9 protein-coding genes are annotated in these 8709 nt (G+C 76.1%); 4 read left to right on the top strand and 5 right to left on the bottom strand.

The annotated features are described in order from the left end of the window. The coding region (locus C1I99_RS25700; protein ID WP_146604055.1) for a DUF3027 domain-containing protein at positions 1–530 on the bottom strand (530 nt) is incomplete at its 3' end. Positions 531–617: 87 nt separating this feature from the next. Here C1I99_RS25700 and C1I99_RS25695 point away from each other — a divergent pair. Together C1I99_RS25695 and C1I99_RS25690 are read left to right on the top strand one after the other, a co-directional pair. Continuing rightward, a complete protein-coding gene (locus tag C1I99_RS25695) occupies positions 618–2237 on the top strand; it encodes an MFS transporter (protein ID WP_111136767.1) in 1620 nt (539 codons plus the stop codon). Then, entirely contained in the window at positions 2234–2896 is a 663-nt protein-coding gene (locus C1I99_RS25690) for a futalosine hydrolase (protein ID WP_111136766.1), read from the top strand. Before C1I99_RS25695 ends, C1I99_RS25690 begins: the two co-directional genes overlap by 4 nt. A gap of 370 nt (positions 2897–3266) precedes the next feature. Here C1I99_RS25690 and C1I99_RS25685 read toward each other — a convergent pair whose 3' ends face one another. Further along, positions 3267–3407, bottom strand: a complete 141-nt coding sequence (locus C1I99_RS25685) for a helix-turn-helix domain-containing protein (protein ID WP_233512709.1) — start codon at positions 3405–3407, stop codon at positions 3267–3269. Positions 3408–3899: 492 nt separating this feature from the next. Between C1I99_RS25685 and C1I99_RS25680 the strand changes: the two genes are divergently transcribed. Continuing rightward, entirely contained in the window at positions 3900–4748 is an 849-nt protein-coding gene (locus tag C1I99_RS25680) for a 1,4-dihydroxy-6-naphtoate synthase (protein ID WP_111136764.1), read from the top strand. On the opposite strand, the gene C1I99_RS25675 is transcribed toward C1I99_RS25680, so the two are convergent. Next, positions 4709–5095, bottom strand: coding sequence for a cold-shock protein (locus tag C1I99_RS25675; RefSeq protein ID WP_088997128.1), 387 nt, complete (start codon positions 5093–5095; stop codon positions 4709–4711). The two genes, C1I99_RS25680 and C1I99_RS25675, sit on opposite strands and share 40 nt — an antisense overlap. Positions 5096–5123: 28 nt before the next feature. Then, entirely contained in the window at positions 5124–5747 is a 624-nt protein-coding gene (locus C1I99_RS25670; protein WP_111136763.1) for an HAD family hydrolase, read from the bottom strand. 83 nt (positions 5748–5830) lie between these two features. Here C1I99_RS25670 and C1I99_RS25665 point away from each other — a divergent pair, with 83 nt between their 5' ends. Further along, positions 5831–8308, top strand: a complete 2478-nt coding sequence (locus C1I99_RS25665) for a helicase-associated domain-containing protein (RefSeq protein WP_111136762.1) — start codon at positions 5831–5833, stop codon at positions 8306–8308. A 6-nt stretch (positions 8309–8314) separates the two neighbouring features. Here C1I99_RS25665 and C1I99_RS25660 read toward each other — a convergent pair whose 3' ends face one another. Beyond that, a complete protein-coding gene (locus C1I99_RS25660) occupies positions 8315–8554 on the bottom strand; it encodes a hypothetical protein (RefSeq protein ID WP_111136761.1) in 240 nt (79 codons plus the stop codon). Between the last annotated feature and the right edge of the window lie 155 nt (positions 8555–8709).

Here is an 8709-nt window from a genome sequence, read left to right as displayed (position 1 = left end):
GACGGGCCGTGGTCGCCGTCGTACCAGCGCTGCGCCGCCTCGGTGCGCCCCTCCCGGGAGAGCACCCGGGCCCGGCCGAGGCCGAGCTCCCAGGCCGTCTCTTCCACCGCCGGGTCGTCGGAGAGCAGGTAGCCGGGCTGAAGCCGCTCGTCGTCGGGCGGGGTGGGCAGCAGGTCGCCGGGGCCCAGGTCGCCCGGCTTGAGCCGCTCCTGCCAGGGCAGCCAGCCGGGGGCGAGCAGCGCGTCCGGGCCGGGAAGCAGCACCGTCTCGCAGATCGTCACCTTTCGGCTGCGGGGCGCCCGGGTGACGGTGACCGCCCAGCGCCAGCCGCGGTAGCCGGCGAGCCGGCACTCGAAGTAGTGCGTGACGAGCCGGTCGCCCTCCGCCACGGCCTGGATGTGGTCGCCGACGTCGGCGGGGTCGACCTCGGTGATGGCGTCGCGCGCCTCCTCGACGGCGGCGGCGCAGACCTGGTCGAGGCGGGCGGCACGAGCGGAGGCGGGCCTGGTCACTCCCCCATTGTTCCCCATGCTTACGGGCGGCTGACAGCCACTCCCCGAGGACGTTCTGGCGCAGTGGTGCGGCGTCCGCCCAGCGGATGGGTGAGGATGGGGGACATGCCGCTGTTCTCCCGCTCCGAGCGGTCCCTCGTCGGGCGGACCGTCGGCACCGGCATCAGGGCCGTCCGCCTGCTGTTCCGGGGTTCCGTCGGCGGCGGGCGCTGGATGACCCGCCGGGCGGCGCGGACCCGGGCTCGGGGCGCCGGCGGAGACGCCGGCATGGTCCGCCTCTTCGACCTGCACGCCGTCTCCTGCGCCGGGGACACGCTGATCGCCATCGGCCTGGCCGGGACGATCTTCTTCAACGTCCCGCTCGGCGAGGCGCGCAGCAAGGTGGCGCTCTACCTGCTGGTCACCATGGTGCCGTTCGCCATGCTCGCCCCGGTGGTGGGCCCGCTGCTCGACCACTTCCGGCACGGCCGCCGGTACGCGCTGGCCGCCACCATGCTCGGCCGGGCCTTCCTGGCCTGGCTGATCTCCGACTACATCCACGGTTTCGGCCTCTACCCGGCCGCCTTCGGCGTGCTGGCGCTCTCCCGCGCATACGGGGTCGCCCGCTCCGCGGCCGTGCCCCGGCTGCTGCCGGACGGGCTTGGGCTCTCCCAGGTCGGCGCCCGGGCCAGCGTCTACGGCACGGTGGCCGGGGCGCTGGTCGCCCCGATCGGGCTGGCCGCGTTCTGGTTCGGCCCGCAGTGGCCGCTGCGGGTCGCCTCGGTCATCTTCCTGGTCGGCATGGTGGTCGCCCTGCGGCTACCACCGCGGGCGGATTCGGAGCCGCCGGAGCGGGTGCCGCGGCCGCTGCGCGCGCTCGGCCGGCGGTCCGGGGACCGGCCGCTGGGCCGGGGCCGCCCGGCGGGGCGGCTGGTGATCGCCACGTTGATCGGCGCCGCGACCCTGCGCGCGGTCTACGGCTTTCTGCTGCTCTTCCTCGCCTTCGCGATCAAGGCGGGCGACCTCACCACGGTGGTGTTCGGCCGGGACCTCGGCGCCGAGGCGGCGCTGGGCCTGGTCGGCGGTGCCCTGGCGGTCGGCAGCTTCCTGGCCACCGCGGTCGGCACCCGGCTGCGCATCCACCGGCCGGCCGCGCTCCAGTCCAGCGGCATGGTGATCGTGGCCGGCGTGGGGGTCCTCGCCGCGCTGATGTTCTCGCTACCGATGGTCGCGCTGCTCTGCCTGGTGTCCGCCCTGATCAGCGGCATCGCCAAGCTCGCCGTGGACGCCTCGATCCAGGAGCGCATGCCGGAGCGGCTGCGGGCCAGCTCCTTCGCCCACTCGGAGACGGTGCTGATGCTCGCCTTCGTCGCCGGCGGCGCGCTCGGACTGGTGCCCTTCACCGGCCGGATCGGGATCGCCGTCGCCGCCGGGGTGGGCGCGCTGGCCGCCGCCCGCGGCGTCGTGGTGGCTGGTCGGCTGCGCACCGAGCGGCTGGTCGGCCGCCCGCTGGCCGACGACGAACTGACAGCCGACGAGAGCGCCGAGGACGATCCGGCCGAGGCCGGCGCTGACGGCGGGGGCGATCCGACGCCCACCTCCCCGGCGCCCGTGCTGGGCGGTTCGCCGCTGGACGATGCCGACGCGCCGCCGGGCTACCACATCTACCGCCCGTCGTCGGCGGTCGGCGGAGCCGGCGGGACCGACGACGAGACCCGGCGGGAGCCTCGGGGGCCGCTGTCGTGACAGGGGCCCCGAGCGGCCTGCTGGTGGTCACCGCGGTGCCTGCCGAGGCGGAGGCGATCCGGGCCGGCCTGCCGGACCCGGCCACGACGGTGCTCCCGGTGGGGGTGGGACCGGCCGTGGCCGGTGCCGCCACCGCCCGCCTGCTCGCGCTGGCCGAGGTTGCCGGACGCCCGTACCGGGGCGTGGTCAGCGCCGGCGTGGCGGGCGGCTTCACCGGCCGGGTCGAGGTCGGCGGCATGGTGCTGGGCACCCGCGCCGTCGCCGCCGACCTGGGCGCCGAGTCACCGGAGGGCTTCATCCCGGTGGACGAGCTGGGCATGCCGCCGGAGCTGCTGGGCGGCGGCACCTCGATCGCCGCCGACCCGGAACTGCTGGCCGCGCTGTACGCCGCGCTGCCGGACGCCACCCTCGGCCCGGTGCTGACGGTGAACACCGTGACCGGCACCGCCGCGAGCACCGATGCACTGCGCCGCCGGCACCCGGAGGCCGTGGCCGAGGCCATGGAGGGGTACGGGGTGGCCGTCGCCGCCATGCACGCCGCGCTGCCCTTCGTCGAGCTGCGAACCGTCTCCAACCCGATCGGCCCGCGCGACCGTGACGCCTGGCGAATACGTGAGGCCCTCGCCGCGCTGACGACCGCCGCCAAGGCCCTGGCCTGAGCCGCCGCCCGCCGCACCCGCACCGCCGGGCGGCACCTCGGCGCGGCCCGCACCTCATCCGCGGCCACTCACCGCACGGCCGGACCGCTCACCCACGGCGGACCGCTCACCCACGCCGGGCCGCCCACCCACAGCGGGCCGCCCACCCACGGCGGGCCGCTCACCGCGTCAGGAGGTCGTCGGCAGTCCCTCGCCCGCCCGCCGCAGGCGTACCGGCCGTAGGTAGGCTGCGCGAACCCGCACCCGAGCCTTCTGCCTCACCTCCGCCGACGCCCCCGCCCGCGCCGTCGACCACCACGCGGGCGCCCACCGTCAGCTCGCCGCCCGCCGCCCGGATCAAGCGTTCAACCGTCCGGAACCTCGGATCGGCTCACTGGCCCGCCTCGATCCACGCCACCGTGCTCTTGGGCACACCCGAGCACTCAGCCAGCTCCCGCTGGCTCAGGTCGGCCTGACGCCGCAGCGCGCGCAGAGCCGCGCCCAGGTCCGTCCGGCCGATCCGCTCCGTCACGTCTCGATGGTGGCGGTCGGGGTGCAGACCTCAACAGCGCCGACCAACCTGTGGATAACGCTGTGGATAACCGCGTCCACCACCGTGGCATGACCATGCCACGCCCCAGCCGCAGCGCCCCCACCACCGCGGCGCAACCGGTGATGGCACCACATCCCGCAGCGCCCGGGCAGCCAACAGCTGCTCCGCCAGAAGAACGTTCTTCTCCGCACCGCCAGGGCGCCGGCTGGGTGCCCCGTCTGTGCGGGCAGCTCGACAGTGCCTGCACCTCGACCCCAGCGAGCCGCAGGCGGCAGATCGCCGACGCCGCCCGGCGCGAGCGGTCCGACGCACCACTGTGCGCCGGACCAAGGCCCACGGGGCCAGCAGCCACGCGAGGCCAAGAGCCAACGAGGCCAGCAGCCAGGCGAGGACAGGAGCCGCCGGGGGCCCGGGTCACAGTCGCGGGTACGGGCCCGACCGGCTGGCTGGGGGCGGGGCTACCGTGGGGGCGTGGCGCTCTCGCTGGCGATCTCGCCCTGCCCCAACGACACGTTCGTCTTCCACGCCCTGGTGCACGGCCAGGTGCCCGGTGCGCCGCCGGTCGACGTGACGTACGCCGACGTGGACGTCACCAACACGGCTGCCGAGCGCGGGGCGTTCGACCTGGTCAAGGTGAGCTACGCGGCGCTGCCGTGGCTGCTGGACGACTATCACCTGCTGCCGTGCGGAGGCGCGCTCGGGCGGGGCTGCGGCCCGCTGGTGCTCACCCGCGGCGACCGGGCCGGCGGGCGCGACCGGGCCGACCTCGCCGGTGCCACCGTGGCGGTGCCGGGCGACCGGACCACGGCGTACCTGCTCTTCCGCCTCTGGTCGGCGGGCCGGCCCCCCGCACGGATCGAGGTGGTGCCGTTCCACGAGATCATGCCCGGGGTGGCCGCCGGGCGGTACGACGCCGGGCTGGTCATCCACGAGGCCCGGTTCACCTATCCGCGGTACGGCCTCACCGCCCTGGTCGACCTGGGCGAGTGGTGGGAGGCCGACACCGGCCTCCCCATCCCGCTCGGCGCGATCCTGGCCCGGCGCGGCGCGGTCGACCCGCAGGCCGCCGCCGGCTGGATCCGTGACTCGGTGCGCCGGGCCTGGGCGGACCCGGCGGCGAGCCGCGAGTACGTGCTGTCACACGCGCAGGAGATGGAGCCCGACGTGGTGGACCGGCACATCGGCCTCTACGTCAACGAGTTCACCGCCGACCTGGGGGACGCGGGGTTCGCCGCCGTCGAGGCGCTGCTCGGCCGGGCCGCCGGCGCCGGGCTGGTGCCTCAGACCTCCAGCTCGCGGGCGACCGCGTGGACCAGCTGAGCGATCTTCTGCGCCGTCTTGCGATCCGGGAAGCGGCCCCGGCGCAGGTCCGGCTGCACCTTCGCCTCCAACACCTTGATCATGTCCTCGACGAGGCCGTGCAGCTCCTCCGCCGGCCGGCGGCGCAGCTCCGCCACCGAGGGCGGCGCCTCGAGCAGCTTGACCCCCATCGCCTGGGCACCCCGGCGGCTGTCCACCACGCTGAAGTCGACCCGCTGACCGCCCTTGAGGTCGGTGACACCCGCCGGCAGCGCGCCCTTCGGCAGGAACACGTCGCCACCCTCGTCACTGGTGACAAACCCGTATCCCTTGGCCGCGTCATACCACTTCACTCGACCCGTCGGCACCTGAGAACCTCTGCTTCGTTTGAGACGTCTACTGCTCCAAGGCTAGCCGGATCGTGCCGTCCAGCGCCGCCGGGAATCCGGTGAGATCATCCAGCACCAGCGCCGCCCCGGCGGCCCACAGGGCGTCCGGGGGGCACGGGCCGGTGGCCACCCCGATGCCGGGCACCTCCGCCGCCCCGGCGGCCACCATGTCCGCCACGTGGTCACCGACGTAGTGGGTGGCCCCGTACGCGCGCAGCGCGGTCGCCTTCTCCTCGGCGAACAGGTCACCGGCCACCTCGTCGACCACCAGGCCGAGGTGGTCCAGGTGCAGCCGGGCCAGCCGGCCCAGCTTCGAGGTGACCACCAGGACCCGGCCGCCGCGCTCGCGTACCGCCTCGATCGCCGCCGGCGCGCCGGGCAGCGGCACGGTCGGTGTGATCGCGTACGCCGGGTAGAGCTCGCGGTACGCGCGGACCGCCGCGTCGACCTGCTCGGGTGGGAACCAGCGGGCGATCTCGGTGCGCAACGGCGGGCCGAGCCGGGACACCGCCGCGTCGGCGTCCACCGGCACGCCGGTCTGGGCGGTCAACGCCCGGTACGTCGCGGCGATGCCGGGGCGCGAATCGACCAGGGTCATGTCGAGGTCGAATCCGACCGTCAGTGCGTGCATGCCGAGAACCTACCCGCCGAACCGTGCCGAGCCGGACGTCCGAGGGGCGGGACGGCCCCGGACCGGGCTAGCGTGGAACGACGATGAGCACCTCACTCGCCGACCAGCTGCGGTCGCTGCCCGACGACTCGCTCGCCGCCCTGCTCCAGCTGCGGCCGGACCTCGTCGTGCCCGTACCGGCCGACATCTCCGCGCTCGCCATCCGGGCCCAGTCCCGGGTCTCGGTGGCCCGCGCCCTGGACGGGCTGGACCAGTTCACCCTCCAGATCCTGGACGGCGCCCGGCTCACCCGGGACGCGGCCGAGGGCACCACCTCCACCGAGGCGGTGCTCGCCATGGCCACCGCCGGGCCGCACCCGCCGGCGCCGGCCGCCGTCCGCGGCGCGGTGAACCGGCTGCGCGCGCTCTTCCTGCTGTACGGCCCGGAGCACGCCCTGCAGGTGGTGGCGAGCGTCGACGAGATCGCCCCGTACCCGGCAGGGCTCGGCCGGCCGGCGGCGGAGCTGGACGAACGGACGGCGGCGCTCTGCGCGGACCCGGCGAAGCTGCGGCGGACCCTGCTGGCCGCGCCGCCCTCCGCCCGGGCGATCCTGGACCGGCTGGCCGCCGGCCCGCCGGTGGGCAGCGTGCCGCCCGGCGCGTTGCAGGCGCCCCCGGTCGGCGCGGAAGACGCTCTGCCCCCGGACGCGACCAACGGCGGCGCGCCGACCGGCTCGCCGGTGCGCTGGCTGGTCGACCACCGGCTGCTGGTGCCGGTCTCCACCGGGCCGGCCGGCACCACCGGCACCGTCGAGCTGCCCCGCGAGATCGGGCTGCTGCTGCGCCGCGACAGCGGCCCGCTCGGCCCGCTGCGGACCAGCCCGCCGCCGGTGGCCGCGGCGCCCCGCGAACCGAAGGCCGCCGATTCGGCCGGGGCCGGGCAGACCATGGAGGTGGTACGCCACACCGAGGCGCTGCTGGAGCAGCTCGCGGCGGAACCGGCGCCTGTGCTGCGCTCCGGTGGACTGGGCGTCCGTGACCTGCGCCGGCTGGCCCGCGCCGTCGGGCTGGACGAGTCGACGGCCGCACTGCTGCTGGAGGTGGCGTACGCGGCCGGGCTGACCGGCGAGCTGGAGCTGCCGGGCGCGACCACCAGCCGGTACGGCGCCGACCAGCAGGTGCTGCCGACCGCCGGGTACGAGGTGTGGCGGGCCAGCTCGCTCGCCCAGCGCTGGGAACAGCTGGCCCGGGCCTGGCTGACCATGACCCGGCAGGTCGGGCTGGTCGGCCAGCGCGACGACCGGGACCGGCCGATCACCGTGCTCTCCGCCGAGGCGGAACGGGCCGGCGCGCCGGCCGCCCGCCGGGCGGTGCTCGGGGTGCTCGCCGACCTGGAGCCGGCCACCGCACCGACCCCCGAGGAGGTGCTGGAACTGCTCGACTGGCGGGCGCCGCGGCGCAGCCGGGGGCGGGAGACCGCGTACCGGGAGGTGCTCACCGAGGCCGCCGCGCTCGGCGTCACCGGCCTCGGGGCGCTCACCTCGTACGGGCGGCTGCTGCTGGCCGACGTCAGCGCCGACGAGCGGGGCGCGGACGACCCGCTCGGGGTGCGCGCCGACGTCGAGGGCGGCGAGCCGTCCACCGCGGTGCGGGCGCTGGACGCCCTCCTCCCGGCCCCGGTCGACCACTTCCTGGTGCAGGCAGACCTGACCGTGGTGGTGCCCGGCCCGCCCGACCCGGCGCTCGCCGGGGAGCTGGAGCTGATGGCCGAGCAGGAGTCGGCCGGTGGCGCCAGCGTGCACCGGGTGACCACGGCGAGCGTGCGCCGGGCGCTGGACGCCGGCTACTCCGCCGACGACCTGCACGCCCTGTTCCGGCGCCGGTCCCGCACCCCGGTCCCGCAGGGGTTGACCTACCTGGTCGACGACGTGGCCCGCAAGCACGGCGGGCTGCGGGTCGGCTCCGCCGGGGCGTACCTGCGCAGCGACGACGAGGCGCTGCTCACCGAGGCGCTCGCCGACCGGCGGCTGGAGTCGCTGGCGCTGCGCCGGCTCGCGCCGACCGTGCTGTCCACCCCGTACCAGATGGGGCGGATGCTCACCGCGCTGCGCGAGGCCGGCTACGCCCCGGTACCGGAGGACGCCAGCGGGGCGGCCGTGCTGTCCCGCCCGAAGACCCGGCGGGCGCCGGCCCGGGTGTCGGTGGCCACCCGTGCGCTCGACCCGCTGGCCGCGCCGAAGCTGCCCATGCCGCGCCTGCTGGGGGTGGTGGAGCAGATCCGCCGGGGCGAGGCGGCGGCCCGCGCGGCCCGGCGGGCACCCGCGGTGGTGCGGGGCGGCGCCGCCCGGACCGGCCCGGTGCCGGTGCACAGCCACACCGATGCCCTCGCGGTGCTGCAGCAGGCGGTACGGGACAAGGCGCTGGTCTGGGTGGGATACGTCGACGCGCACGGGGCGACGGCGTCCCGGCTGGTCCGGCCGGTCTCGATCGGCGCGGGCTACCTGCGCGCCGAGGACGAGCGGACGGAGATGCTGCACACCTTCGCCCTGCACCGGATCACCGCGGCGGTGCTGGCGGACTGACCGCGGTCAGCGCCGGCTGCGGCGCAGCGTACCGATCACGGAGACGATCAGCAGCAGCGCGAAGCCGGCGCCGGCCGACTCGCCGACCGAGTCGACGAAACCCTGCCGGAGCACCAGCCAGCCGAAGAGGAACCAGCCGACCAGGATCACTCCGGCGACGACGTACGCCACCACGGTCGCCGTGGAGACCCGCTCGGTCGGCTCGTCGCGCTCGTGTTCGCGGATGGCTTCCCGGTCGACCGTCATCTCCGCCCTCCCCCGTCCGGTCCGGCTCCGGCCTCCAGCGTGTCATCCGGGAGGCCGGAGTGACAGGGGATAACTCCCTGACCCGGCAGACCACCTGGGTGATGCGCAACGGGGAGGTGCTCGTCAAGCCGACGGTGACCCGGACGGGAATGCCC

The organism is Micromonospora deserti (genome assembly GCF_003236335.1).
GTDB classification, from domain to species: Bacteria; Actinomycetota; Actinomycetes; order Mycobacteriales; family Micromonosporaceae; genus Micromonospora; species Micromonospora deserti.
Note: the sequence above shows the minus strand (reverse complement) of the source record. Positions and strands in the feature narration are given on the sequence as shown.